The following is a 25,240-nucleotide window of genomic DNA, read 5'->3' on the forward strand; positions in this document are numbered from 1 at the left end:
ATACGGCAATACGTATTCTTTTTTCGTATATACTAATATCAGGATGTGCTTTACGACAATTTTCAACAAGTTTATCTCAAATTTAAGCTGAAAGAGTTGAGAAAAAGTCAGCATCGCTTTATGATGAAAAGGTACAACAATATGGAAGGGGATTATAATGGATACAATTGAAAAGAAATCAGTTGCCACCATTCGTACACTATCTATAGACGCAATTGAAAAAGCAAATTCCGGACATCCGGGCATGCCGATGGGAGCTGCTCCGATGGCATACACGCTGTGGACGAAATTTATGAATGTAAATCCGCAGAATCCGGGCTGGTTTAACCGCGACCGCTTTGTTTTATCAGCAGGCCACGGTTCAATGCTTTTATACAGCATGCTGCATTTAAGCGGATATGACCTCAGCATTGAAGACTTGAAACAGTTCCGTCAATGGGGAAGCAAAACACCGGGACATCCGGAGTTCGGGCACACAGCCGGAGTAGACGCAACGACCGGGCCGCTTGGACAGGGTATTGCAATGGCAGTGGGAATGGCAATTGCAGAACGCCATCTGGCTGAGACATATAACCGTGATTCTTTCAACGTAGTTGATCATTATACATACAGTATTTGCGGAGACGGCGATTTAATGGAAGGCATTTCTTCCGAAGCCGCTTCTCTTGCAGGCCATCTTGAATTAGGCCGCCTGATCGTATTATACGATTCTAATGACATTTCTTTAGACGGCGATTTAGACCGTTCTTTCTCTGAAAATGTAAAGCAGCGTTTTGAAGCAATGAACTGGGAAGTTCTTTATGTTGAGGACGGAAACAACATCGCTGAATTGACGGCTGCAATTGAAAAAGCGCGCCAGAATGATAAAAAACCGACTTTGATTGAAGTGAAAACCACGATCGGTTTCGGTTCTCCAAACCGTGCGGGCACATCCGGCGTTCACGGCGCTCCGTTAGGACTAGAAGAGAGCAAGCTGACAAAAGAAGCGTATGCTTGGACGTTTGAAGAAGATTTTTATGTTCCGGAAGAAGTATACGGGCATTTCAATAAAGCGGTAAAAGAAGCCGGCTCGAAAAAAGAACAGGAATGGAATGAACTGTTCGCGGCTTATAAAGAAAAATATCCTGAGCTTGCTGAACAGCTGTCACTCGGCATGAAAGGCGAGCTTCCTAAAGACTGGGATCAGGAAGTTCCCGTTTATGAAAAAGGCAGCAGCCTTGCTTCCCGCACATCTTCAGGTGAGGTGCTGAACGGGATCGCTAAGAAAATTCCTTTCTTTGTCGGGGGATCTGCTGACCTTGCGGGTTCAAATAAAACGACAATCAAAAATGGAGGAGACTTCACGGCCAAAGACTACGCCGGGAAAAACTTCTGGTTCGGTGTCCGTGAATTTGCGATGGGCGCTGCATTAAACGGAATGGCGCTTCACGGCGGCCTTCGCGTATTCGGCGGCACATTCTTTGTGTTCTCTGATTATTTAAGACCTGCCATTCGTCTGGCGTCATTGATGGGTCTTCCCGTCACTTATGTATTCACACATGACAGTATTGCCGTAGGAGAGGACGGGCCGACTCACGAACCGATTGAGCAGCTTGCTTCTTTACGCGCACTTCCTAACCTTTCTGTGATCAGACCTGCTGACGGAAATGAAACCGCAGCTGCATGGAAGGTTGCCGTTCAAAGCCAAGATCATCCGACAGCTCTTGTATTGACACGCCAAAACCTGCCGACGATTGATCAGCAGGCTGAAGAAGCGTATGCGGGCGTGGAAAAAGGGGCTTATATCGTTTCCAAAGCCCAAACGGAATCACCGGCCGCTCTTCTTTTAGCGACAGGTTCTGAAGTCGGACTTGCGATCGAAGCTCAAGCGAAACTGGCTGAAGAAAACATTCACGTATCTGTAGTCAGCATGCCGAGCTGGGACCGCTTTGAAAAACAATCGGCCGAGTACAAAAACAGCGTGCTTCCTCCGAATGTGACGAAACGTCTTGCGATCGAAATGGGTTCAAGCTTCGGATGGGGTAAATTTACCGGTCTTGAAGGAGACGTTCTCGCAATTGACCGTTTCGGTGCTTCAGCTCCGGGAGAAACAATTATGAAAGAATACGGGTTTACTGCAGAAAACGTGGTTGACCGTGTGAAAAAACTTTTAAACAAATAACGAGACAAAAGAGGATGAGTCAAATCATCCTCTTTTTCCTGTTTATGCGACAAAAATAGAAGGGGCGGCGTAACAGTAATAGACAATTCTTTCTTTTCTCCTTTTGTATAATAGAAAGCAATAACGAAGCGCTGTAAAAGGGGATGAGGAAATGGAACGTCATTACTATACGCACCTGATAAAGGATGAGTTTGCGAACCACTACTTCGGGCGGGAAACGGCTATGTTTGAGTTGTTTCGAGACTATCATTGGACAGACCTGACACCCCAGGAATATCAAATGACAGAAAAGCAAGTTCAATATATAACGGAACCGATTCCGGTGATACATATGCATCAGCGTCTCCAGCTGCATTTAAACCGAATGAGTTACAGCCGTTTAGATTCCATTTACCGGCTTACACTGCCCGGAGAAAAGGGCCGCGCCACCTTCATGATGAAAGACAGTTTAATTGAGATTGCAGCTTCGGGAGATTATGAGGCGGAAACGATTTTCTTTGAGATTCTGCGTAAAATCAGCCCCTGTTTTCTTGCAATGGATTTCAAGACACGGCGCTACGGGTGGTTAAATCCGGTCAGAGAAAGAAATTTTGTCTAAAAACGAGGAAAAAGAGATGTAAATGTTGTATAATAGCCTTTGGTTTAGTACACTTTAAACTAGACAACATGAAGGAGGAAATAAAATGACTTTATGGGTTGGCATCCTAGTGGGCGTTGTCGCATTGCTCATAGGTGTTGCACTCGGGTTTTTTATTGCTCGTAAATATATGATGAGCTATTTGAAAAAGAATCCGCCTATTAATGAACAAATGTTACGCATGATGATGATGCAAATGGGAATGAAACCTTCTCAAAAGAAAATTAATCAAATGATGAAAGCCATGAATAATCAAGCGAAATAATACGTACAGATTATGATATAGAGATACATGGTTATAAAAATAAAAAACCCGGAGAGGGTTTTTTATTTTGGCGTCATGTTTCACCCCAACTGCCGGTGTGCAGTTCTTTTTGGTATTGTATGAGAAGGTGGTCAAGCTCCTGGCTGAGTTCTATCGTAATGTTTGATGTCATTCCGTTTGTCATGACGATTTTAAGCAGCTCTGCCCGTTTTTTTTCAATTTCATTTAATAGATGCTCTCTAATCACAGGGATATATCCTTTCATACATAAATCTTTCACCTGAGTCGCTATTATTATATCCACATTTATACTGTTTTTCAAATAAGAAGGAGTATAATATCTCGATGTCAAATTAAATTATATAAGCTTTTTCTATAAAAAGTAATCCTTCTCGGGAAAGTGTTAAAAAAATGAAATGATTTTGTCATAACTCGAAGGGAGTGTGTCATCGTGAGTTTTAATTACTTTCTGACGTTTGGGGCCGGATTTCTGTCTTTCATTTCCCCATGCTGTCTGCCGTTGTATCCCGCTTTTTTGTCTTACATAACTGGTGTCAGTATGGACGAGGTGAAAACAGAAAAGGTGATGCTGCAAAAGCGCGGCCTCGTGCATACACTTTGTTTTTTGCTAGGTTTCTCCGTGATTTTTATCGCATTGGGATATGGAACTTCGTTTATCGGCAGTTTTTTTACCCAATATCATGAAGCGATCCGCCAGTTTGGCGCTATCATGCTGATTCTTTTCGGGCTGGTTACTGCCGGTGTGTTTCAGCCGAAATTCATGATGAAAGAGCGGCGCATTCACTTTAAGCGCCGTCCGGAGGGGTTTATCGGTTCGGTTCTGATCGGTCTTGCGTTTGCAGCCGGCTGGTCGCCGTGCAGCGGGCCCATTTTAGGAGCCGTGTTTTCGCTGGCCAATACAAATCCTTCTTCAGCAGTGCCGTATATGTTTTTATATGTTCTCGGATTTGCGATTCCTTTTCTTGTTCTTTCATTTTTTATTACCAGAATGAATTGGATTCGCAAGCATCAGCTGCTTATCATGAAAATCGGCGGCATTCTTATGATTCTGATCGGAGTTATGCTGTTTTTTAACTGGATGAGCTACATTCTGATCGTTCTGTCAAATCTTTTCGGAGGATTTACGGGTCTGTAACGGATTAATAACTTTTGAACTATTATATACCCTTTTGTTTTTGGTACAATAAGACTAGTTAATGTTAAATATGTGGAGGGGAATATGACACGAGTTTTAGTTGTAGATGACGCCAAGTTCATGAGGGTGAAAATCAGAGAGATTCTGGAATCGGCGAATTACACAGTGGCCGGGGAAGCGGCTGACGGTGAGGAAGCTCTGGCAGTATATCAAAAAATCCGTCCCGACCTGGTGACTATGGATATTACCATGCCGGTCAAAAACGGTATACAGGCGCTGCAGGATATTTTAGCTTTTGACCCGAAAGCCCGGATCATCATGTGCACCGCCATGCGGCAGCAGCGGATTGTTCTGGAAGCGATTGAATTAGGCGCTAAAGACTTTATCGTTAAACCGTTTGAAGCATCTAAAGTGCTGGAGGCCGTAGGCCGGGTAACGGGAACGTAAACGTGTTCTCTTTTCAAATTGGTTTTTTTTATGTTTTTGGAGTATAGTATATAGTATCAAACTCCGTGCAAGCAAAGGAATGATAAAGATGATGATTATAATTTCATCCGTTATTGCAGCGGCCATGGCAATTTCCGTGATGATCGTCAGGATTAAATCCTCCGACAAGCCCGCTTCACCTAAAAAAATAATTCTCCCGCCGATTTTCATGAGTACGGGAGCGCTTATGTTCCTTTTTCCGATTTTCAGAGTTACGGGCGAAGAATTTTTGGAGGCCATTACGCTGGGCGTGATCTTCTCTATTTTTCTGATTAAAACATCTAAATTTGAGATTAAAAATAATGAAATCTACTTAAAACGGTCAAAAGCGTTTGTGTTTATCCTGATTGGTTTGCTGGTTATCAGAATCGCTATGAAATCCATTTTGAGCACGACGATTGATTACGGAGCTTTAAGCGGAATGTTTTGGATTCTTGCTTTCGGAATGATTGTCCCGTGGCGCATCGCGATGTTTTTGTCTTACCGCAAACTTTCGAATGAACTGAAGACCGCTGATATTCAGATGAATTAAAACCTTTCCGTCCGCCGGAAAGGTTTTTTATTTGAGCAGGGCTTGATAAGGAGTAAGATCAATCTGTTTTTCACGGAGATGCTTTTTTAAAAATTGATGATCACGCTTAGGAGTGGCCAGTATGTAACCCCTGATGATTAAATCACGGTTTATTTGTTCAGCTTCCTCCGCTAAGGAAAGTTCACCGATTTTTCCGGCAATTTTCGCTTTGGCTACATCCCGAAAGAGCTCCGGCACGGGGGCGACCAATTCATCCAAAAACGCCTTGTCACCCTCATTCCATAAGTGCCTGCTTTTTTCAATATAATAGTCCTGCCAATCCAGTTCTGACCGGCCGTCTTCTTTCGGTAAGCGTTTTAAAAATTTTCGAAACATAAAAAACCCGCCGATAGACAGCAATCCGATCATCACGATGACCCAAAATAAAATAAACCACATAAACCAGCCTTCCAGCATTGTTCTATCTCCTCCTTACTTTAACCATATTGTAAACGAAGACAGAATAGAAGAACACATGAAAAAAAGAATAGAAAAAATGATAGATGTCCAGTCATTCCGGTTGCTAGAACATATTCTATCGTATAGTGATTCTGCTATTTGGCCATGGGAGATTCACTTTGAGGGTATATGACTGATATGACCGGACAAAAAAGCCGCTTCCATTGAGGGATGAAAGCGGCTTTTTTATGTTATAGAGGAAATTGAAAGGAAAAAGAGGCAGGAGTCTCATTTGGCTCCTTGTTCATGGAGACGGTCAGAATATGGTTGGTGAAATCAGTGAAAATATGTTTGTCATTCAGATAAAAAGGAAGCATCATTTGTTTGTTTAACGTCCGTTCAAGCGTTTTAACAGAGAGCATAAACTCATTTCCCGAAAGAGTGACGGTTATCGCTTGCACCTGCTTCAGCGCCGTTAGGTCGGCTTCAATGATATATTGACGGCTTGTTTCATATAGATCGATCGGCAGCGTCTCGTCATACCAAGCATACGGGTCCTCGTAAAACTGCCGCAGCCATTCTTCCGTATCATCAAATTCTTCAGCGTTTTTTGAGTGATTCATGGAAGCATCCCTCCATATTAAAAAGCCTTGCTATAACGTATGCAGAAGCTTTGAATGGGTGAATGGCACAAAAAAAACAGACACCGGGGTCTGTTTTACATATCGTGGCTTGTATTATGTTTTTGTCTTGTATGGTTGCGGTTTTTTACTTTTTTGCTTCCGCTCAGCGGTTCCGGCTGGCCGGGGTTATGGCCCTTCGGAGCATTTTTATGCATATCTTTACTCGTATTTTTATTTGTCATGTTAAAGCCTCCTTTTTTAAGGTGTTCCGGCTATTGGTTTGTTTTTCTTTTTTTATTGTTCTGCCGTTCTTCTTCCGTCAGGACGAGCTGGTCATTTTCTATATAGCCCGCGCCTTTGCCTTGGCTTTTCGCATCATTCATGCCGTTCATTACATGATTGGCTTTCCGTTTTACCATGATCATCACCTCAACATTAATATGGCTCTTTACAGCCCGTTGTATGAGGCGGAAAATCGGACAAAATTTACCGAAAATCATGCTGATAAGACGATCTTATTGTATTTAATAAAAACATTGTTATTTACTTATGTATGATTTTATACTAAGATGAAATTGTGAGAAAATTGTGATGGAATGTGAACATTCATCTAAAGAACGATCTTGATCATTGAAGGGGGATTTTGGAGAATGACAAATCAGCAAAAAGTCGCAACACAAGACGTTTTCCAAGCTAGAAAAACATTTTCTTCAAATGGGAAAACATACAACTACTATTCATTAAAAGCATTGGAAGACGCAGGGGTCGGCAATGTTTCAAAACTTCCTTATTCTATTAAGGTTCTTTTGGAATCTGTTTTGCGTCAGGTAGACGGACGTGTCATTACAAAAGAACATGTTGAAAATTTAGCAAGATGGGGTACTGCTGAATTAAAAGATATCGATGTGCCGTTTAAACCGTCACGGGTTATTCTACAGGACTTTACCGGCGTTCCGGCCGTAGTTGACCTGGCATCTTTAAGAAAAGCCATGGCCTCTGTCGGCGGAGACCCTGATAAAATCAATCCTGAAATTCCGGTTGACCTGGTCATTGACCACTCCGTACAAGTCGACAAAGCCGGTACGGAAGACGCGTTAGCCATTAATATGGACTTAGAATTCGAAAGAAATGCAGAACGTTATAAATTTTTAAGCTGGGCAAAGAAAGCGTTTAACAATTATCAGGCCGTTCCGCCTGCAACAGGTATCGTTCACCAGGTGAACCTTGAGTTTTTGGCAAGTGTCGTTCATACGAAAGAGGAAGACGGAGAACTTGTGACATATCCTGATACTCTGGTGGGAACAGATTCCCATACAACAATGATTAACGGAATCGGCGTCCTCGGCTGGGGTGTCGGCGGCATTGAGGCGGAAGCGGGAATGCTCGGCCAGCCTTCATATTTCCCTGTTCCTGAGGTCATCGGCGCGAAACTTGTCGGAAAATTGCCTAACGGAACGACGGCGACTGACTTGGCGCTCAAAGTCACTCAAGTGCTGCGCGAAAAAGGCGTAGTCAATAAATTTGTTGAATTCTTCGGTCCTGGTGTTGCTGAGCTTCCGCTTGCGGATCGTGCGACTATTGCCAATATGGCGCCGGAATACGGAGCGACTTGCGGATTCTTCCCGGTTGACGAGGAAGCACTTTCTTACCTGCGTCTGACCGGCCGTGAAGAAGAGCAGATCGATATTGTGGAAGCATACTGCCGCAACAACGGTTTATTCTATACGCCTGACGCGGAAGAGCCGATTTTTACAGACGTTGTGGAAATTGATCTGTCAAAAATCGAAGCGAACCTTTCAGGACCGAAACGTCCGCAGGATTTAATCCCGCTTTCCGTTATGCAGGAAACGTTTAAAAAACATCTTGTCAGCCCGGCCGGCAACCAAGGATTCGGAGCGGATGCTGCAGAAGAGAACAAAGAAATTTCATTTAAACTTAACAGCGGCGAAGATGCGGTTATGAAAACAGGGGCGATTGCAATCGCCGCTATTACAAGCTGTACGAATACATCAAACCCTTATGTATTAATCGGCGCCGGATTGGTAGCCAAAAAAGCGGTAGAATTAGGCTTGAAAGTGCCGAATTATGTTAAAACATCACTTGCACCGGGGTCTAAGGTTGTTACTGGATACTTAGTCAACTCAGGACTGCTTCCTTACATGAAGGAGCTCGGCTTTAACCTCGTAGGGTATGGCTGTACAACATGTATCGGGAACTCCGGCCCGCTTTCTCCAGAGATTGAAGAAGCGGTTGCTAAAAATGATCTCTTGATCACTTCTGTCTTGTCGGGTAACAGAAACTTTGAAGGACGGATCCATCCGCTTGTCAAAGGAAACTACCTTGCGTCACCTCCGCTTGTTGTCGCATACGCATTAGCAGGCACTGTGAATATCAACCTGAAAACGGATCCGATCGGTGTCGGAAATGACGGACAAAATGTTTATTTCGATGACATCTGGCCGTCCATGGATGAAATCAATTCTCTCGTCAAACAGACTGTTACGCCGGAATTATTCCGCAAAGAGTATGAAACGGTATTTGACGACAACCAACGCTGGAACGAAATCGAAACGACGGATGAAGCGCTGTACAAGTGGGATCAGGATTCCACTTACATTCAAAACCCGCCGTTCTTTGAGGAAATGTCTGTAGAGCCGGGAAAAGTTGAGCCTTTAAGAGGACTTCGCGTTGTCGGCAAATTCGGCGATTCCGTGACGACTGACCACATTTCTCCGGCCGGAGCGATCGGAAAAGACACACCGGCGGGCAAATACCTGCAGGAAAAAGGCGTTTCTCCTCGTGACTTTAACTCTTACGGCTCACGCCGCGGAAACCATGAAGTCATGATGAGAGGAACATTCGCCAATATCCGCATTAAAAACCAAATCGCACCGGGTACAGAAGGCGGATACACAACACATTGGCCTACCGGGAAAGTGACATCTATTTATGATGCCTGCATGCGGTATAAAGAAGATAAAACGGGCCTTGTCGTCCTGGCCGGAAAAGATTACGGAATGGGCTCTTCACGTGACTGGGCTGCAAAAGGAACAAACCTGCTCGGCATTAGAACAGTCATTGCCGAAAGCTTTGAAAGAATTCACAGAAGCAACCTCGTCTTTATGGGTGTGCTGCCGCTCCAGTTCAAACAGGGTGAAAACGCGGATACACTCGGCTTAACCGGTAAGGAAGTCATCGAGGTGGATGTTGATGAATCTGTACGTCCGCGTGACTTGCTGACTGTCAGAGCAATCAGTGAAGACGGTACGGTAAAAACATTTGAAGTTGTTGTCCGTTTTGACAGTGAAGTGGAAATTGATTACTATCGCCACGGCGGCATTTTACAAATGGTGCTTCGCGATAAAATGAAACAGTAGCAGAGTGAACAAAGGAGAGAAAGCAGTCTGCTTTCTCTCTTTTTATGCGGGAGGCCTTGAGATGCTTGCGAAATGGCTGGGCGGAATGTTACTTATCGGGTTGTTAGTGTATGCGGGCTGGAACATTTATTCTGTACAAAAAAGTCCGAAAGAAGGGACAGAAGAAGGGATGAAAGCCCCTGACTTTACACTTGATACATTGTCAGGAAAAAGTATCTCCCTTTCTGATTATAAAGGAAAAAAAGTGCTCCTCAATTTCTGGGCGACGTGGTGCAAGCCGTGCCGAATGGAAATGCCCGATATGCAGGAGCTGCAGAAAGAATATCCTGATATTGCGGTAGCAGCCGTTAATTTTACGTCCTCTGAAAAAAATATACAGGCTGTGAAATCATTTGCTGATCATTATCAGCTGACATTTCCTATTCTGATTGACAAAAGCGGAATTAACGGAGATTTCAACGTGCTTTCTTATCCGACAACATACGTATTAGACGAAAAAGGAACCATTCAGCACATTCGCGTAGGCACGATGACAAAAAAAGAAATGAAAGAAAAACTGGATCTCAAATAGAGGTTCAGTTTTTTTATTGTGAAGGGCTTAGGTTTTGAAAAATTGGAAAAAATGAATGAAAACACGGAGGTGAGAAGATTGAAAAAAATGCGAAAACGTTCTTTTCATGAATTGGTTATGGAAAATAAACGTGAGCTGATGACCAATACGGAATATTTGAATCAGCTTGAAGAAAAGCTGGAGCAGCGGTTCAAACAAAAATAACCTTTAATTTGCAGTCATGTTTGCACCTCCTTTTGCAAAATATACTCTTAAGGAGGGATGAACATGGGCATAAACAAGAAAGACGGCCAGCCGCAATACGCTCCGAGCCACTTAGGGACAAAACCCGTTAAATATAAACGCAACAAAGGGGAAAAGTTTCATGACAAGTCAAACGGACATCCGATTGTCATGCAGACGAAAGGCGAATAACACCATCAAAGGAGAGCAGACATTATGACAAACAATTATCAAAAACCGAATCCGGATGACCGCTCCGATAACGTTGAAAAGCTGCAGGATATGGTGCAGAATACAATTGAAAATATAGAAGAAGCCAAAGAATCAATGGAATTTGCGACAGATGAGGAAAAACAGCGCATTCAAGAGAAGAATGCCAGACGCAATGAAAGCATTGAATCTTTCCGCAGTGAAATCCAGGATGAATCGGCTGCAAGAGAAAACGGCTATCAATCATAATAAAAACCAGGGAAACCTGGTTTTTTTCTCTTTCCGGCTCGTTATGATAAAATGGGGCTAATCTGATAATAAGGGAGCAGAGAACGTTGCATGTGTCAAAAAAAGAAATAGAAGTGCGTTATGCGGAAACAGATCAAATGGGCATCGTCTATCATGCCAATTACTTAGTCTGGATGGAGGTCGGCAGAACGGCGCTGATTAAGGAACTCGGATTCCTTTACAAGGATATGGAAGATAGAGGAGTGCTGTCCCCTGTATTGGATATCAGCATTTCTTATAAAAAGCCGCTCCGCTACGGAGAAACGGCTGTCGTACATACTTGGATTGAAGAATATAACGGATTTAAAACCGTTTACGGCTACCACATCTATAATCCGGATCAAGAACTTGCCATCAAAGCGACATCCTCTCATATATGCGTTGATAAAGAGAGCTTCAAACCGATTCAGTTTCGCAAGGCTTTTCCTGATTGGCATGCCGCTTACGAAAAGGCAAAAAAATAAGGAGCGGCTGCAGTTATGGCATTTGGAATTACGCGTAAGGAACTGGAAAGGTGGAAGCGGGATGTATCGGAAGGGAAAATCGCTTTTTTAACGCATTACTGGCTGGACGACCGCTTTCCGGAGGCTAAGACCGTGACGAAGGCCGGTTCAAGCGATCTCAATAAACTGATCAGATGGGGAGCGGAGTACGGGCTGAAGCCGGAGTGGATTCACCATAAAAATGAATTTCCCCACTTTGACCTGCTCGGTGATACGCAAAGAAGCATATTAGAAAAAGAACATCTGACTGATCATCTCAAAAGGTTCAGGCTGTAAAAAAAAGAACGCATCCGCTGCGTTCTTTTTTTACACATAATCAAATACCGGCTCTTCCGCCTGATCTGAATATGTGACTGACAAATCGTGATTATCAAAGTACCATAAGTCGCTTTCTTCAATAAAAAAGGTAATGCCTTCAACTTCCGTGCTGGTGCCGATGTTCATCGGCCGGTCTTTTAAAATGCCGAGAGAAAAGCCTTTCTGAACGTTGCTGCATCCCCCGTAACGGACAAAGAAACGGACATGGTCGCCTGTTTCCAGATCGAGCTCTTCTTTGTACCAATCCAGCGCGCCTTTCGTTACTTTCATGTTCATCCGGAACACTCCCTTTTTGTTTCTCATATAAAGAAATTATCTCTATTATAAACGCATATGGCATTTTGATGTCAAAATTGAAGTTTCATCAAAACCATTTGATCTTCGGTTCTGTTTTGTTTATAATCCGTTTGATGTTTGCCCTGTGTCTGTAGATAACAAACGCGGTCAAAAGCGTCACTACGATTAATAAATAAGGGTCTTTTACAAACAGACAGTAAATAATCGTATAAATCCCTGTTAACATTGAAGACAGAGAAACAAATTTCGTAAGGAATAAAAATACGAAAAATACTGCAACCATCGTAACGAATAACAGCGGAGCATAAAACAGCAGGACGCCCCCTGATGTGGCTACGGCTTTGCCTCCCTTAAACTTTGCGAACACGGGGAATACATGGCCGATTACTGCTGCCACCCCTGCGAGAAGAGGATGAATGGGGACGTGCAGTAAATATGGGAGCGCCGCGGCCAGGGTGCCTTTTAAAATATCGGCTGCGACGACGACAGATCCCGCTTTAACGCCAAGCGTGCGAAAAGCATTTGTAGCGCCCAAATTGCCGCTTCCGTGTTCTCTAATATCGATCCCTTTCGCAAGTTTGCCTACGATTAAACCTGACGGGATGCTGCCTATTACATAGGCCAAAATAATCAATAAAGCAATCAACATCTACATTTCTCCTTTTCAATGTCCCTTCACTCTATTTTAACACGAGTTGTTACCGTCTGATGACAAGTTTTTTGAGAATTAAGCTGACAAAGCGCTTTTTTTGATTCCGGCGAAGCGGTCATGTACAATATATCAAAAGGAGATGGTAAAGATGCAAAATCCTTCAAAGTCAGAGATTAAAGAAATTCTGGACCGGAGCAAACGGATCGCAGTCGTCGGGCTGTCAGACCGTCCCGACCGGACTTCTTACATGGTTTCCAAAGCGATGCAGGATGAAGGGTATGAAATTATTCCCGTCAATCCAACGATTGATGAGGCGCTTGGCGTTAAAGCCGTCGCTTCATTAAAAGACGTGGAAGGACCGATTGATATCGTGAATGTGTTCAGACGCTCTGAGCAGCTTCCCGGCGTCGCTGAAGAATTTTTACAGACGGACGCTCCCGTTTTTTGGGCGCAGCAGGGTCTTGCAAATGAAGAAGCGTATCGCATGATTACAGACAAAGGACGGACGGCTGTTATGGATTTATGTATAAAAGTCGCCCGCGCTGTTATAAAATAGGAACAAAAAAGGCAAAAATCCTTGGCGAATCAGGGGTTTTTGCTTTTTTATTGAAAGAATACTCTTTGCGTATGATGATGAAACAGATACAATAAAGCATGAACAGCTTTTTTAGAAACCCCTTTATACAGGGGTTTACAGTCTGTTTGCGATGGCCCGCATAAAGCTATATAATAGAAAGCGAACTCATGTTCCTATCCGCCGAAAAGGGCACCAAAAAGATGAAAAGCCGTTCGAATGTATGTCTTGCGGCCTAAAAAACGAGCCATTCGCTTAAATATGTTGCGAAATCAAGCATATTGGTTATAATTGTGAGTCCGAGGAGAATTGGACCGAAGCTTGCGCATACTGAAAAACAAAGACATGAAAACATTTAAAAAAGAGAATGATTAAGAGCAGGTTTTTTGAAAGGGGTTTGTACGTTTGGCTAGAAAACAGCAATTTGATTACAACGAAGATGCCATACAGGTGCTTGAAGGCCTGGAAGCCGTCAGAAAACGACCGGGAATGTACATCGGTTCGACGGACGCACGCGGCCTGCACCATCTGGTATATGAGATCGTCGACAATTCCGTCGATGAAGTTCTTGCCGGCTACGGAGATCATATTATCGTAACGATACATAAGGACAACAGCATCTCTGTACAGGACAGAGGACGCGGAATGCCGACCGGGATGCATAAGCTCGGAAAGCCGACGCCGGAAGTTATTTTCACCGTGCTGCATGCCGGGGGGAAATTCGGACAGGGCGGCTATAAAACAAGCGGCGGTCTGCATGGTGTCGGCGCATCTGTCGTAAACGCATTATCGGAGTGGCTGACAGTTACTATTGAGCGTGACGGATATGTTTATAAACAGCGGTTTGAAAACGGCGGCAAGCCCGTGACTTCACTTGAAAAAATCGGAACGACCAAAAAAACGGGAACGCTTACCCATTTTAAACCTGATCCGTCAATGTTCAGCGCAACGGTTTATAATTTTGACACGCTGTCAGAACGTCTGCGCGAATCGGCTTTCTTGTTAAAAGGTTTGAAAATAGAATTAATTGATGAACGGAACGGCGTACAAGAAGTATTTTATTATGAGAACGGAATTGAAGCATTTGTCGCTTATTTAAACGAGGAAAAAGACGCTTTATGCGAAGTGGTTTCCTTTGAAGGCGAGCATCATGACATTGAAGTCGATTTCGCGTTTCAGTTTAATGACGGGTATTCAGAAAATATGCTGTCATTCGTTAATAACGTCAGAACAAAGGACGGCGGCACCCACGAATCAGGAGCCAAAACGGCAATGACAAGAGCGTTTAACGAGTATGCGCGAAAGGTCGCCCTTTTAAAAGAGAAAGACAAGAACCTTGAAGGCACCGATATCAGGGAAGGTTTGTCCGCAATCATTTCCGTGCGTATCCCGGAGGAACTGCTGCAATTTGAAGGCCAGACGAAAGGGAAGCTTGGCACAAGTGAGGCGAGATCCGCCGCGGATGCCGTCATTTCCGAGAATCTTGCTTATTTCTTGGAAGAAAACCGCGATACGGCGACCCTGCTTGTCAAAAAAGCGATTAAAGCAAGCCAGGCCCGTGAAGCGGCCCGTAAAGCGAGAGAAGAAGCGAGAAGCGGCAAAAAGCGCAAAAAATCAGAAGCGACGCTGAGCGGAAAACTCACACCGGCCGGTTCCAGAAATCCGGCGAAGAATGAATTGTATCTGGTGGAGGGAGACTCTGCGGGAGGTTCTGCAAAACAGGGAAGAGACCGGAAATTCCAAGCCGTGCTGCCCCTTCGCGGAAAGGTCATCAACACAGAGAAAGCAAAGCTTGCAGACATCTTCAAAAATGAAGAAATCAATACGATTATTCATGCGATCGGCGGCGGTGTCGGCGCAGATTTTGAGATAGACGACATCAACTATGACAAGATCATCATCATGACGGACGCGGATACCGACGGCGCACACATTCAAGTCTTGCTGTTAACGTTTTTCTACCGCTATATGAAACCTTTAATCGAGCACGGAAAAGTCTTCATCGCCCTTCCGCCTCTTTACAAAGTGAGCAAAGGAAGCGGTAAGAAAGAGATTATTGAATATGCTTGGTCCGACGAAGAAATGGACGGCGTTTTAAAGAAAGTCGGCAAAGGGTATACCATCCAGCGCTATAAAGGTCTGGGAGAAATGAACGCAGACCAGCTCTGGGAAACGACGATGAATCCCGAATCGCGAACGCTCGTCAGAGTCAAGATCGACGATGCGGCACGGGTAGAGCGCCGCGTAACGACATTAATGGGAGACAAAGTAGAACCGAGAAGAAAATGGATTGAAAAGAATGTTGCCTTCGGATTAGATGAGGAAAGCAATATTTTAGAAAATGAAAACTTGTCGGTCGCTGAGGAGGTTTAATAGTGGCACAGCCAGAATTATTTCATGATTTACCGTTAGAAGAAGTAATCGGCGACCGTTTCGGACGCTACAGTAAATACATTATTCAAGACAGGGCGCTGCCCGACGCTCGTGACGGTTTAAAGCCGGTGCAGCGGAGAATTTTATACGCCATGCACGCAGACGGAAATACATTCGATAAAAATTTCCGTAAAGCGGCGAAAACGGTCGGAAACGTTATCGGTAATTATCATCCGCACGGTGACAGTTCCGTTTACGAAGCGATGGTGCGGATGAGCCAGGATTGGAAAGTGCGGAATGTGCTGATTGAGATGCACGGCAACAATGGAAGCATTGACGGTGATCCGCCGGCTGCCATGCGTTATACGGAAGCGAGATTATCTTCTATCGCGTCAGAGCTTTTGCGTGATATTGATAAAAATACGGTTGAATTCGTTCCGAACTTTGATGACACTAGTAAAGAACCGGTTGTTTTGCCCGCCATGTTCCCTAACTTGCTTGTCAACGGATCAACCGGGATTTCGGCAGGCTATGCGACTGATATTCCCCCTCATCATCTGGGTGAGGTCATTGATGCCGTCATTAAACGGATTGAATCTCCGGATTGCACCGTCGATGACTTGATGCAGGTGATTAAAGGGCCTGACTTTCCGACAGGAGGCATTATTCAAGGAGTCGACGGCATTCGGAAGGCTTATGAAACCGGTAAAGGCAAAATTATTATCCGCGGCAAGGCTGAAGTGGAATCCGTAAGAGGCGGACGGGAGCAGATCGTCATTACAGAAATTCCGTTTGAAGTAAACAAAGCCAATCTCGTAAAGAAAATGGACGAATACCGCATAGACAAAAAAGTCGAAGGTATTTCTGAAGTCCGGGATGAAACTGACCGCACGGGGCTTCGGGTGGTCGTTGAGTTAAAGAAAGAAGCCGATGCAAAAGGCATCCTGAATTTCTTATATAAAAACACTGATCTGCAGACAACATATAACTTTAATATGGTCGCCATACATAACCGCCGGCCGATGCTGATGAGTCTTACGGCCATCCTGGATGCGTATATTTCCCATCAGAAGGAAGTGGTGACAAACCGCTCCGTCTTTGAATTGCAAAAAGCAAAAGAGCGGCACCATATCGTTGAAGGACTGATGAAGGCACTGTCTGTGTTAGATGAGGTCATAGCCGTCATCCGGGCAAGCAGCGACAAGAAAGATGCGAAACAAAACTTAATGTCTAAATTCGCATTTACGGAGCCGCAGGCCGAAGCGATCGTATCCTTGCAGCTGTATCGTCTGACAAACACGGATATTACGGCGTTAAAAGAGGAAGCGGAAGAGCTCAGTAAGAAAATTCAGGAGCTCGAAGCCATTTTAAGTCATGATAAAAAGCTGTTAAAAGTCATTACAAGCAGCCTGAAAAAATTGAAAAAGACCTATGCTGACAGCAGACGGTCTGTCATTGAAGAAAAGATTGAGGAAATTAAAATCAATCTTGAAGTCATGGTTGCCTCTGAGGACGTATATGTGACAGTCACAAAAGACGGCTATGTAAAACGAACAAGCCAGCGGTCATTTGCCGCTTCTAACGGCCAGGATTTCGGTATGAAGGATACTGACAGGCTGATTCACCAATTTGAAATGAATACAACGGATGTTCTCCTGCTCTTTACCAATAAGGGAAGCTATGTTTATTGTCCGGTTCACCAGCTTCCTGATATCAGGTGGAAAGACATGGGGCAGCACGTAACGAACATCATCACGATTGACCGTGATGAAACCATCGTGAAAGCTATACCGGTAAAAGAATTTGATCCATCTTCATATTTATTGTTTATGACGAAAAACGGCATGGTGAAAAGAACTGAAATGACGCATTACAAAGCGCAGCGTTACTCGAAAGCGCTTGTTGCCCTTAACCTTAAAGGGGACGACGAGATGATTGATGTTCATGTCACAGACGGCGGCAGCCAGCTGTTTATCGCCACCCGCCTCGGGTACGGTTTATGGTTCGGTGAAGATGAAGTAAATGTAGTCGGTGCCCGTGCGGCCGGCGTAAAGGGCATAAATTTAAAAGACGGTGATACCGTCGTATCAGGACAAATCCTGCATGAGACAGATTCGCTTGTCCTTGTCACACAGCGGGGAGCAATCAAGCGGATGAACCTATCTGAATTCGAAAAAACATCCAGAGCGAAGCGCGGTGTCATCATGCTGCGTGAGCTTAAAAAGAACCCGCATCGTGTTGTCGGCGTATTCGCATGCGCTTTGGCCGACATGATCGCTGCGGAAACAGAAAAAGGCGAGAGAATCGAAATCGCCGTGAAGTCCTTGCGGGCGAATGACCGATACAGCAACGGTTCCTTCTTTACCGATGAAGATGAGACAGGGCCGGTAACAGATGTATGGCGTATCCCCGCGTCTGATGTTTAAGAGTAAAAATAAAATAAAAAAAACCTCCGCTCATTGAGCGGAGGTTTTACTATTTAGCTTTCATGGTTGCCGAATAAGTCAGTGATAGCGTGAATGACTTCGATTCCCTGCCATACAAATAAATTCAATGCGGTGAATGAAAACAACCCTAAAATCACCATTCGTAAGATAAACAACATGTTTAACAACCTCCTCATTTTATGTTACATAGATAGGCGATGTTGAACATGAAGCTCATCGAAATACGAGGACTGATAAAATTTAGCGATTAAAAAGCTTTTCTTTCGCTGTCTTCTCCGGGAAGCGGGGCGTCTCCTGTCTGATATCACGATCAGTGAGACAGAAGCGGCAAAAAGCGCCGTCAAGATATATGAGCCCGTCAGCGATTTTTTCTCATCATCAGCATTTTGGCCGGCCTTCATTTCGTGCATTTCCTGCTGGTCGGCTACCGCTTTAAAATGATGAGCAGTATCAAACGCATGGGGAATGGAGAGCAAATGAAAGCTTGCAATCGCTAAAAATAAAATAGAAGCTTTTAAAAACAAGATTTTTTTCAAATGTTCTCCCCCCTTCATAAGTCTGAATATTTTTATTATAATACCCTAATTTAAATGTAAAGTAAACATATTTATTAAATTTAAAAAATTATTATCCTGGTTAAGTATATACCATTCCATCCATCTTTTCATCTCTTTTTTCTTAAAGACCTATTTGTTATGATATGCACGCATTCCTTATGACGTGACAACATTTTTCGGGCTGTAAGATAAAAAACGGGGCATGACAGCAAAAGACGTGATGAAGAAACCGAAACATTTTCTTAAAAAAACTTCTCAACCACTGTTGTTGTGATATAATAATACTCGTTATGTTAAAAGATCTAACATATGCAGCAAAAATGACAGTAAAAGATATGTAAAAGGGAGGTTAAACATGGAGGCTTTCATCAGTGAAATCATAAATGTTCCAAATGATTTTATTTGGAAGTATCTTGTTTATATTTTAGTCGGGATCGGATTGTACTTTACGTTCCGTTTTCGCTTTATTCAATTCCAATACTTTATTGAAATGTTCAGAATTGTCGGGGAGAAGCCGCAAGGAAATAAAGGAGTGTCTTCAATGCAGGCATTCTTTATCTCGGCCGCTTCTCGTGTCGGAACCGGAAACTTGACCGGCGTCGCGCTGGCGATTGCAACAGGCGGTCCCGGCGCAGTATTTTGGATGTGGATCGTAGCGATTGTCGGTATGGCTTCCAGCTTTGTGGAAAGCACCTTGGCGCAGCTGTATAAAGTGCGTTCCGGTGACGAATTCCGCGGCGGTCCGGCATATTACATGGCAAAGGGACTGGGCGCCCGCTGGCTCGGTATTTTATTCGCCGTATTGATTACCGTTTCTTTCGGACTTATCTTTAACGCTGTGCAGTCAAATACGATTTCTGTCGCGTTTGACGAAGCATTCCATGTGAATAAAACAGTTATCGCAATCATTTTAGCTGTATTAACGGCTTTCATTATATTCGGCGGTCTGAAACGTGTTGTTTCCGTCTCGCAATTAATCGTTCCGGTTATGGCGGGACTGTATATTCTGCTTGCGCTGTATGTCGTGATTGTAAATATTACGGCGGTACCTGAGCTGTTTGCTGCGATTGTGAAAAATGCGTTCGGTCTTGAGCAGATCGTCGGCGGAAGCTTAGGAAGCATCATTATTATCGGAGCGCAGCGCGGCCTGTTTTCAAACGAAGCGGGTATGGGGAGCGCGCCGAATGCCGCAGCGGCTGCACATGTGACGCATCCGGCTAAGCAGGGATTAATTCAGACGCTCGGCGTGTTTTTTGATACATTTATCGTTTGTACATCGACTGCCTTTATCATTTTATTGTACAGCTTTACGCCTAAAGGCGACGGCATCCAAGTGACGCAAGCCGCACTGCAGCACCACCTCGGCGGCTGGGCATCGACATTTATTGCGATTGCGATGTTTTTATTCGCATTCAGTTCAGTTGTCGGCAACTATTACTATGGTGAAACGAATATTGAATTTATTAAAACAAGCAAAACATGGCTTAATATTTATCGCGTATTCGTTGTCGTAATGGTGGTATACGGATGTTTGGCTGACTTCCAGATCGTCTGGGACATGGCAAACTTGTTTATGGGACTCTTGGCTCTCATTAACTTAGTGGCAATCTTACTGCTGAGTAATGTAGCCTACAAGATCTATAAGGATTATGCCGCTCAGCGCAAAAAAGGTCTTGATCCTGTATTCAAAGCGGAGAATACCCCGGAGCTCAAGCATATTGAAACATGGGCGGAAGAAGAAGGTACAAGCCCCGAACATAAGACTGCTAACTAAGGAAACATGCATATAATTTTCAAAAACCCCTTACATTTTGCTGTGAGGGGTTTTTTTATGTGAAAAACCAGGTTATTTTTACTGAAAACAGATTTTTTTGAATTTATTGTATTTTACTCTTGTATATGTAAGGGTTTTCATATAAAGTTTTACTAAACCGGTTTACCAAACCGATTTAGTCTTAAAAGAAAGGAGTATTGATGTGGCTTCTGATTATGGCATTTTTACGATCGGTGATGCGATGATCACCTTAAATCCCGCAAGCACAGGGCCTTTGCGTTTTGTTACCCATTTTGAACGAAAAGCAGGAGGAGCTGAACTGAATTTTGCGATTGCATGCGCCAGGTTGAATCTGCACTCAAAGTGGGTCAGCAGACTGGGGAAGGATGAGTTCGGCAGAGTGATTTATCAGTTTGCCAGAGGAGAAGGAATTGATGTGACTGACGTCTCCTATGTTGAAGGCTTTCCTACATCTTTAAATGTCAAAGAGATCAGAAATGACGGTTCAGGCAAGACGTTTTATTACCGTTTCAATTCACCAATTCTGACTCTTGCACCGGAAGATATAACAGAGAATATGTTTGACGGTATTCACATCGTTCATCTTACCGGTGTGTTCCTCGCGCTTGATAAGAAAAATCTTGAAATTGCTGAAAGGGTGCTTTCCATCGCCAAAGCAAGAAAGATTCCCGTATCTTTTGATCCGAATATCAGGCTGAAGCTGTGGACGATTGAGGAGGCGCGTGCGGCATTTCATCAAATCTTTCCGCATACTGATATTCTTCTGGCAGGCCGGGAGGAAATGAAACTGCTGACAGGCACAGGGGAAAATGAAGCATTAGCCCGGTTTGCAGAGACCTATTCAATCAGTCAGCTTGTCATAAAAGACGGTGAAGCAGGTTCTGCGCTGTATCATGATCATAAGTGGGTTCACAAAGAGGCTTTCCCGGTTGCGCCTGTTGACACGGTAGGAGCGGGTGACGGCTTTAATGCCGGCTACCTGTACAGTTATCTGCATGGTTTTGAACCGGAAAAGCGTCTGGAGTTTGCCAATGCGGTCGGTGCGCTCGTCACCACAGTTTCCGGTGACAATGAAGGGCTCCCCTATCTTGAAGAGGTTCTGTCATTTGTAAACAAAGAGACTGTGATTGAACGGTAGCAAGCACAACTTAAAAAGCGGGTGAGAAAATGAAAGCGGTTCTAGTACGGAAAGCATTTGATCTGGTGGTGACGGAATGTGAGAAACCGTCTGTTGTCCGCGCGGATGATGTTCTTGTCAAGGTGAAGCGGGTCGGAATTTGCGGATCAGATTTGCATATTTATCATGGGACAAATCCGTTAGCGTCCCTGCCGAGAGTAATCGGACATGAAGTCACAGGGGAAGTCGCAAAGATCGGTTCTCATGTCCGGCGTTTCAAGCCGGGTGACCGCGTAGTAGTTGAACCGATATCTTATTGCGGAACATGCTATGCCTGCCGGAAAGGACGTCCGAACGTCTGCAAAGCGCTTTCGGTGTTCGGCGTTCATGAAGATGGCGGGATGCGGGAATATATCGTGGTTCCGGAAAAGCAGCTGCATGCCGTTTCCCCCGATCTGCCCTGGGAGGAAGCGGTCATGGCAGAACCATATACGATCGGCGCCCAGGCCGTTTGGAGAGGCCGTGTCGAGAAGGAAGATACCGTTTTGATTCAGGGAGCGGGACCGATCGGAATCTGCATATTAAAAATGGCAAAGTTCAAAGGCGCTTCAGTCATGATAACCGACTTGAATGATGAACGCTTGGCATTCGCTGAAAAAAACGGTGCGGACGTTACCGTCAACGCGCAAAAAGAAGATCCCGTTTTGCGAGTGAACGAATGGACAGAAAATGAAGGCGCCAATGTTGTCATTGATGCCGTCTGTCTCCCCTCAACGTTTGAAACGTCCATTGACGCGGTGTCTCCGGCCGGTCATGTGGTTGTGCTTGGTTTTGATGAGAGGACTGCCGGCATTTCTCAGCTTCCGATCACAAAAAAGGAAGTCACGATAACCGGTTCAAGATTGCAGACGAATCAGTTTCCGTACATTACAGACTTACTGAATAAAGGCCTGTTAACGCACGGCGGTCTTATTACACATACATTTTCAGCAGATGACGTCCATCAAGCATTTCAGTTGATCGAACAGCACCCGGGCAAGGTGGGAAAAGCAATCATTACGTTTGATTAAAGGAGGAGCGAGAATGCTGCCTAAGTACGCCATTTACGAAAAACTTCTACATGCACAAGTGGTGGCTGTCATAAGGGGACAAAACAGTCAAGAGGCGCTTGAAGTTTCAAAAGCGGCCATTTCAGGAGGTATCAGCGCCATTGAGCTTACATACACAACTCCTGAAGTGGAAGATGTCTTTAAGGAACTCCGGCATCAAGATATTCTTCTTGGAGCCGGTTCTGTAATGGATACAGAAACGGCGAGACACGCCATTTTATCAGGCGCCTCATTTATCGTCAGCTCTCATTTTGTAAAAGAGATAGCATCTCTATGCAACCAGTACAGCGTACCGTATCTTCCGGGATGCATGAGCGTGTCTGATATGGCTTTGGCGCTCGAAGCCGGATGTGATGTGGTAAAGCTGTTCCCCGCTAATTCGTTTGACCCTTCATTTATCAAGTCGGTCAACGGCCCTCTGCCGAATGTCCGCATTATGCCGACCGGGGGTATCTCATTAAACAGCATGAATGACTGGCTCTCTGCCGGAGCGGTCGCGGTCGGTGTGGGAAGCGACTTGACAAAAGCATATCAAAAGGGCGGCTATGAAGCTGCCGTATCCCTCAGCAAAGAATACGTCTGCCGAAAAAACGAATATACAGGGGTGTAACATGAATATCACGTTTCGCTGGTACGGCCAAGGTAATGATACGGTGACTCTTGAACATGTCAGACAAATTCCCGGGGTCAAAGGCATCGTCTGGGCTCTTCACCAGAAGCCCGCGGGCGATGTATGGGAAAAGGAGGACATTGAAGCGGAAGTCAGATTCATTCAATCCTATGGGTTTCATGCAGAGGTCGTGGAAAGCGTGAATGTTCATGAAGCCATTAAACTCGGTCATGAAGAACGCGGACAATATATTGAGCACTATAAACAGACCATTCGCAATCTGTCCGAATTCGGCGTGAAAGTCATCTGTTACAATTTCATGCCGATATTTGACTGGACGCGTACCGATATGTTCCGCGCCCTGGAGGATGGGTCAACCGCTTTGTTTTTTGAAAAATCGAAAGTGGAAAGTCTCCCTCCGGAGGAACTGATCCGCACGGTTGAAGAATCTTCTGATTTGACGCTTCCCGGGTGGGAGTCGGAGAAAATGGCCCGGATCAAGGAACTGTTTGAGGCCTATCAAACGGTCGGTGAAAAACAGCTTTGGGCCAATCTTGAGTTCTTTTTACATGAAATCCTTCCTGTAGCAGAGGAACACGGCATTCAAATGGCCATTCATCCGGATGATCCGCCCTGGTCAATTTTTGGCCTGCCCCGTATTATCACCGGTGAGAAAAGTTATGAAAAGCTGCGAGAGATTTCGGATTCACCCGCCAACTGTATTACGTTATGCACGGGTTCGATGGGAGCGGATCCCGCCAATGATATGGTTAAGATCGCCAAACACTATGCGGGAGCTGCGCCGTTTGCCCATATACGAAATGTGAAAATCTGCGATAACGGTGATTTTAAGGAAACTTCGCATCTTACCAGTGATGGGTCCATTGATATTACCGGTGTGGTAAAAGAATTGCACGGCCAAGGCTATAAAGGATATATACGGCCTGATCACGGCCGTCATATCTGGGGCGAACAATGCCGGCCGGGTTATGGTTTATATGATCGTGCCTTAGGAATTATGTACTTGAACGGACTGTGGGATGCGTTCTCGTTTCATGAGAAAGGGGTGAAGAGATGAGACCGATTCATGAACGTTTATCAGGAAGAACCGCTGTCATAACAGGCGGGAGCGGTGTTCTCTGTTCAGCAATGGCAAAGGAGCTTTCACGGCAGGGGATGAAAATTGCGATCGTCAGCCGGAATGCTGATAAAGCAGAGCGTGCGGCGGGCGAGATTGCTGACGCTGGAGGAACCGCGGTTTCTGTACCGGCTGATGTTTCAGCCCGTGATTCGCTCGAAAAGGCAAAAGACGAGATTATCAGCCGGTTCGGTTCTGTCAATCTTTTAATTAACGGAGCCGGGGGAAACCACCCTGATGCGATCACTGCCAGCGAGACGTATGAAGAGGATGAGCAGGGCACATCCTTTTTTGATATGGACGAAACGGGGTTTTCCAGCGTATTTTCAACCAACTTTACCGGTGCATTTCTGGCATCGCAAGTGTTTGGAAAAGACCTTTTGAAGGCGGAATGTCCCGCGATTATTAATATTTCTTCTATGAGTGCGTATACACCGATGACAAAGGTGCCCGCCTACAGCGCGGCCAAGGCGGCGGTTCAGAATTTTACGATGTGGATGGCTGTTCATTTCGCAAAAAAAGGGCTGCGGGTGAATGCCATCGCTCCGGGTTTCTTTTTGACAGCGCAAAACCGTGAGTTGTTATTACAGGAAGATGAAAGTCTGACAGACCGATCCAATAAGATTATGGCACATACACCGATGAAACGTTTCGGGAAACCGGAAGACCTTCTGGGAACGCTTCTGTGGCTTTCGGATGATTCATGCTCAGGCTTTGTCACCGGGGTCACCGTTCCCGTCGACGGAGGTTTTATGGCTTATTCCGGAGTGTGACAGAATCCATG

The 25,240-nt window shown here is 44.7% G+C and carries 31 protein-coding genes; 22 read left to right on the forward strand and 9 right to left on the reverse strand.

Features of this window, described 5'->3' with window-relative positions:
• Positions 1–157 precede the first annotated feature (157 nt).
• From tkt to SB724_RS04545, 3 genes are all read left to right on the forward strand, one after another.
• On the forward strand, positions 158–2,161 hold the full coding sequence (gene tkt, locus SB724_RS04535) for a transketolase (protein WP_410570224.1): 2,004 nt from the start codon (positions 158–160) through the stop codon (positions 2,159–2,161).
• A gap of 151 nt (positions 2,162–2,312) precedes the next feature.
• On the forward strand, positions 2,313–2,759 hold the full coding sequence (gene sirA / locus SB724_RS04540) for a sporulation inhibitor of replication protein SirA (protein WP_003153995.1): 447 nt from the start codon (positions 2,313–2,315) through the stop codon (positions 2,757–2,759).
• An 85-nt stretch (positions 2,760–2,844) separates the two neighbouring features.
• Positions 2,845–3,063 carry a YneF family protein gene (locus SB724_RS04545; RefSeq protein ID WP_003153994.1) on the forward strand — a complete coding sequence of 73 codons (219 nt, stop codon included), beginning with the start codon at positions 2,845–2,847 and terminating at the stop codon, positions 3,061–3,063.
• A 73-nt stretch (positions 3,064–3,136) separates the two neighbouring features.
• Here SB724_RS04545 and SB724_RS04550 read toward each other — a convergent pair whose 3' ends face one another.
• Positions 3,137–3,310, reverse strand: coding sequence for an aspartyl-phosphate phosphatase Spo0E family protein (locus SB724_RS04550; protein ID WP_012117647.1), 174 nt, complete (start codon positions 3,308–3,310; stop codon positions 3,137–3,139).
• Positions 3,311–3,511: 201 nt separating this feature from the next.
• Here SB724_RS04550 and SB724_RS04555 point away from each other — a divergent pair, with 201 nt between their 5' ends.
• The 3 genes from SB724_RS04555 (at position 3,512) to SB724_RS04565 (ending at position 5,237) form a co-directional block, all read left to right on the forward strand.
• On the forward strand, positions 3,512–4,219 hold the full coding sequence (locus tag SB724_RS04555) for a cytochrome c biogenesis protein CcdA (RefSeq protein WP_087920767.1): 708 nt from the start codon (positions 3,512–3,514) through the stop codon (positions 4,217–4,219).
• A gap of 84 nt (positions 4,220–4,303) precedes the next feature.
• The gene (locus tag SB724_RS04560) at positions 4,304–4,666 is read left to right on the forward strand and encodes a response regulator (RefSeq protein ID WP_007410327.1); all 363 of its coding nucleotides are present in this window, start codon (positions 4,304–4,306) and stop codon (positions 4,664–4,666) included.
• Between the two features lie 79 nt (positions 4,667–4,745).
• The gene (locus SB724_RS04565; protein WP_007611735.1) at positions 4,746–5,237 is read left to right on the forward strand and encodes a CcdC family protein; all 492 of its coding nucleotides are present in this window, start codon (positions 4,746–4,748) and stop codon (positions 5,235–5,237) included.
• Positions 5,238–5,264: 27 nt separating this feature from the next.
• Here the strand turns inward: SB724_RS04565 and SB724_RS04570 are convergent, their stop codons facing one another.
• The 4 genes from SB724_RS04570 to sspO form a co-directional block, all read right to left on the reverse strand.
• Positions 5,265–5,693, reverse strand: a complete 429-nt coding sequence (locus tag SB724_RS04570) for a DUF2621 domain-containing protein (protein ID WP_007410325.1) — start codon at positions 5,691–5,693, stop codon at positions 5,265–5,267.
• A gap of 233 nt (positions 5,694–5,926) precedes the next feature.
• A complete protein-coding gene (locus SB724_RS04575) occupies positions 5,927–6,298 on the reverse strand; it encodes an Hsp20/alpha crystallin family protein (protein ID WP_007410324.1) in 372 nt (123 codons plus the stop codon).
• Positions 6,299–6,393: 95 nt separating this feature from the next.
• Positions 6,394–6,540, reverse strand: a complete 147-nt coding sequence (locus tag SB724_RS04580; RefSeq protein WP_003153984.1) for a small acid-soluble spore protein P — start codon at positions 6,538–6,540, stop codon at positions 6,394–6,396.
• A 30-nt stretch (positions 6,541–6,570) separates the two neighbouring features.
• Positions 6,571–6,717, reverse strand: a complete 147-nt coding sequence (gene sspO / locus SB724_RS04585) for a small acid-soluble spore protein SspO (protein ID WP_032875047.1) — start codon at positions 6,715–6,717, stop codon at positions 6,571–6,573.
• Positions 6,718–6,948: 231 nt separating this feature from the next.
• On the opposite strand from sspO, the gene acnA reads away from it, so the two are divergent.
• The 7 genes from acnA (at position 6,949) to SB724_RS04620 (ending at position 11,745) form a co-directional block, all read left to right on the forward strand.
• Complete coding sequence (gene acnA / locus SB724_RS04590) at positions 6,949–9,675, forward strand: aconitate hydratase AcnA (protein WP_017417878.1); 2,727 nt, start codon at positions 6,949–6,951, stop codon at positions 9,673–9,675.
• A gap of 61 nt (positions 9,676–9,736) precedes the next feature.
• Positions 9,737–10,246, forward strand: a complete 510-nt coding sequence (locus SB724_RS04595) for a TlpA family protein disulfide reductase (RefSeq protein ID WP_326157152.1) — start codon at positions 9,737–9,739, stop codon at positions 10,244–10,246.
• Between the two features lie 78 nt (positions 10,247–10,324).
• Positions 10,325–10,450 carry an FbpB family small basic protein gene (locus SB724_RS04600; RefSeq protein WP_012117651.1) on the forward strand — a complete coding sequence of 42 codons (126 nt, stop codon included), beginning with the start codon at positions 10,325–10,327 and terminating at the stop codon, positions 10,448–10,450.
• A 63-nt stretch (positions 10,451–10,513) separates the two neighbouring features.
• Positions 10,514–10,660 carry an acid-soluble spore protein N gene (locus SB724_RS04605; protein ID WP_003153977.1) on the forward strand — a complete coding sequence of 49 codons (147 nt, stop codon included), beginning with the start codon at positions 10,514–10,516 and terminating at the stop codon, positions 10,658–10,660.
• A 24-nt stretch (positions 10,661–10,684) separates the two neighbouring features.
• On the forward strand, positions 10,685–10,927 hold the full coding sequence (gene tlp / locus SB724_RS04610; protein ID WP_007410320.1) for a small acid-soluble spore protein Tlp: 243 nt from the start codon (positions 10,685–10,687) through the stop codon (positions 10,925–10,927).
• 86 nt (positions 10,928–11,013) lie between these two features.
• Positions 11,014–11,430, forward strand: coding sequence for a YbgC/FadM family acyl-CoA thioesterase (locus SB724_RS04615; RefSeq protein WP_003153973.1), 417 nt, complete (start codon positions 11,014–11,016; stop codon positions 11,428–11,430).
• Positions 11,431–11,445: 15 nt separating this feature from the next.
• Positions 11,446–11,745: a hypothetical protein gene (locus tag SB724_RS04620; RefSeq protein ID WP_007410319.1), complete on the forward strand. Its 300-nt coding sequence runs from the start codon at positions 11,446–11,448 to the stop codon at positions 11,743–11,745.
• A gap of 30 nt (positions 11,746–11,775) precedes the next feature.
• Here the strand turns inward: SB724_RS04620 and SB724_RS04625 are convergent, their stop codons facing one another.
• Positions 11,776–12,063 (reverse strand): HesB/YadR/YfhF family protein, encoded by a 288-nt coding sequence (locus SB724_RS04625; RefSeq protein ID WP_007410318.1) that lies wholly within the window; start codon positions 12,061–12,063, stop codon positions 11,776–11,778.
• Between the two features lie 88 nt (positions 12,064–12,151).
• Complete coding sequence (plsY, locus tag SB724_RS04630; protein WP_007611761.1) at positions 12,152–12,733, reverse strand: glycerol-3-phosphate 1-O-acyltransferase PlsY; 582 nt, start codon at positions 12,731–12,733, stop codon at positions 12,152–12,154.
• A gap of 151 nt (positions 12,734–12,884) precedes the next feature.
• Between plsY and SB724_RS04635 the strand changes: the two genes are divergently transcribed.
• The 3 genes from SB724_RS04635 (at position 12,885) to parC (ending at position 18,109) form a co-directional block, all read left to right on the forward strand.
• On the forward strand, positions 12,885–13,292 hold the full coding sequence (locus SB724_RS04635; RefSeq protein ID WP_007410316.1) for a CoA-binding protein: 408 nt from the start codon (positions 12,885–12,887) through the stop codon (positions 13,290–13,292).
• 423 nt (positions 13,293–13,715) lie between these two features.
• Positions 13,716–15,683, forward strand: a complete 1,968-nt coding sequence (gene parE, locus SB724_RS04640) for a DNA topoisomerase IV subunit B (RefSeq protein WP_410570227.1) — start codon at positions 13,716–13,718, stop codon at positions 15,681–15,683.
• Between the two features lie 2 nt (positions 15,684–15,685).
• Positions 15,686–18,109 carry a DNA topoisomerase IV subunit A gene (gene parC / locus SB724_RS04645; protein WP_410570229.1) on the forward strand — a complete coding sequence of 808 codons (2,424 nt, stop codon included), beginning with the start codon at positions 15,686–15,688 and terminating at the stop codon, positions 18,107–18,109.
• Positions 18,110–18,162: 53 nt separating this feature from the next.
• Here parC and SB724_RS04650 read toward each other — a convergent pair whose 3' ends face one another.
• Together SB724_RS04650 and SB724_RS04655 are read right to left on the reverse strand one after the other, a co-directional pair.
• Entirely contained in the window at positions 18,163–18,288 is a 126-nt protein-coding gene (locus SB724_RS04650) for a hypothetical protein (RefSeq protein ID WP_007410313.1), read from the reverse strand.
• 24 nt (positions 18,289–18,312) lie between these two features.
• Complete coding sequence (locus SB724_RS04655) at positions 18,313–18,666, reverse strand: hypothetical protein (RefSeq protein WP_003153956.1); 354 nt, start codon at positions 18,664–18,666, stop codon at positions 18,313–18,315.
• A 376-nt stretch (positions 18,667–19,042) separates the two neighbouring features.
• Between SB724_RS04655 and SB724_RS04660 the strand changes: the two genes are divergently transcribed.
• From SB724_RS04660 to SB724_RS04685, 6 genes are all read left to right on the forward strand, one after another.
• The gene (locus SB724_RS04660; protein WP_332275304.1) at positions 19,043–20,461 is read left to right on the forward strand and encodes an alanine/glycine:cation symporter family protein; all 1,419 of its coding nucleotides are present in this window, start codon (positions 19,043–19,045) and stop codon (positions 20,459–20,461) included.
• Between the two features lie 202 nt (positions 20,462–20,663).
• Positions 20,664–21,620, forward strand: coding sequence for a sugar kinase (locus SB724_RS04665; protein ID WP_410562031.1), 957 nt, complete (start codon positions 20,664–20,666; stop codon positions 21,618–21,620).
• A 29-nt stretch (positions 21,621–21,649) separates the two neighbouring features.
• The gene (locus SB724_RS04670) at positions 21,650–22,669 is read left to right on the forward strand and encodes a zinc-binding alcohol dehydrogenase family protein (protein WP_410562028.1); all 1,020 of its coding nucleotides are present in this window, start codon (positions 21,650–21,652) and stop codon (positions 22,667–22,669) included.
• 13 nt (positions 22,670–22,682) lie between these two features.
• Positions 22,683–23,318, forward strand: a complete 636-nt coding sequence (locus tag SB724_RS04675) for a bifunctional 2-keto-4-hydroxyglutarate aldolase/2-keto-3-deoxy-6-phosphogluconate aldolase (RefSeq protein WP_012117658.1) — start codon at positions 22,683–22,685, stop codon at positions 23,316–23,318.
• Between the two features lies 1 nt (position 23,319).
• Positions 23,320–24,396 carry a mannonate dehydratase gene (uxuA, locus tag SB724_RS04680; protein WP_265971653.1) on the forward strand — a complete coding sequence of 359 codons (1,077 nt, stop codon included), beginning with the start codon at positions 23,320–23,322 and terminating at the stop codon, positions 24,394–24,396.
• Entirely contained in the window at positions 24,393–25,229 is an 837-nt protein-coding gene (locus SB724_RS04685) for an SDR family oxidoreductase (protein WP_410570232.1), read from the forward strand. Before uxuA ends, SB724_RS04685 begins: the two co-directional genes overlap by 4 nt.
• Positions 25,230–25,240 lie beyond the last annotated feature (11 nt).

Origin of the sequence: Bacillus sp. SIMBA_031, assembly GCF_046535225.1 — a bacterium.
Classification (GTDB): Bacteria; Bacillota; Bacilli; order Bacillales; family Bacillaceae; genus Bacillus; species Bacillus velezensis.